Origin of the sequence: Dysosmobacter sp. HCP28S3_G4 (assembly GCF_052065175.1) — a bacterium.
Lineage (GTDB): Bacteria > Bacillota > Clostridia > Oscillospirales > Oscillospiraceae > Oscillibacter.
On sequence record NZ_JBQHUP010000124.1, the window covers coordinates 1 to 432 of the forward strand.

The 432-nt window shown below is 56.2% G+C and carries 1 protein-coding gene; it reads left to right on the forward strand.

The features are described 5' to 3' along the window. Positions 1 to 24: 24 nt before the first annotated feature. The coding region (locus tag ACTNBU_RS12740; RefSeq protein ID WP_441034469.1) for a transposase at positions 25 to 432 on the forward strand (408 nt) is incomplete at its 3' end.

The window sequence follows — 432 nt, forward strand, 5'->3', positions numbered from 1 at the left end:
GAAGCACAGGAGCAGGAGAATCTTTTGAAGCGGAACTTCGGCGCGGAGCGGCCGCTGGAGAAGTTCCTCACGGACATTACCGAGGTGCAGTGCGCAGACGGCAAGCTGTATGTTTCTCCGATCATGGACTGCTTCAGCGGTGAGATCGTCGCACTTGAGATGCGGGACAATATGAAAAAGGAGCTGTGCATCGACACGGTGCGACAGCTCAAGCGTCTGTATCCGTCCCTTGCCGGGGCGGTGATCCATTCAGATCGTGGAAGCCAGTACACCAGCGTGGCTTTCCGCACGGAGCTTGCGCGCTGCGGCTTGGTGCAAAGTCTCAGCGGCGTTGGGTACTGCTTTGATAATGCGCGGATGGAGAGTTTTTTCGCCACGCTCAAAAAGGAGAAGATCTATCAGATCGCGGCTTACAAGCTGCCGAGAGAACAG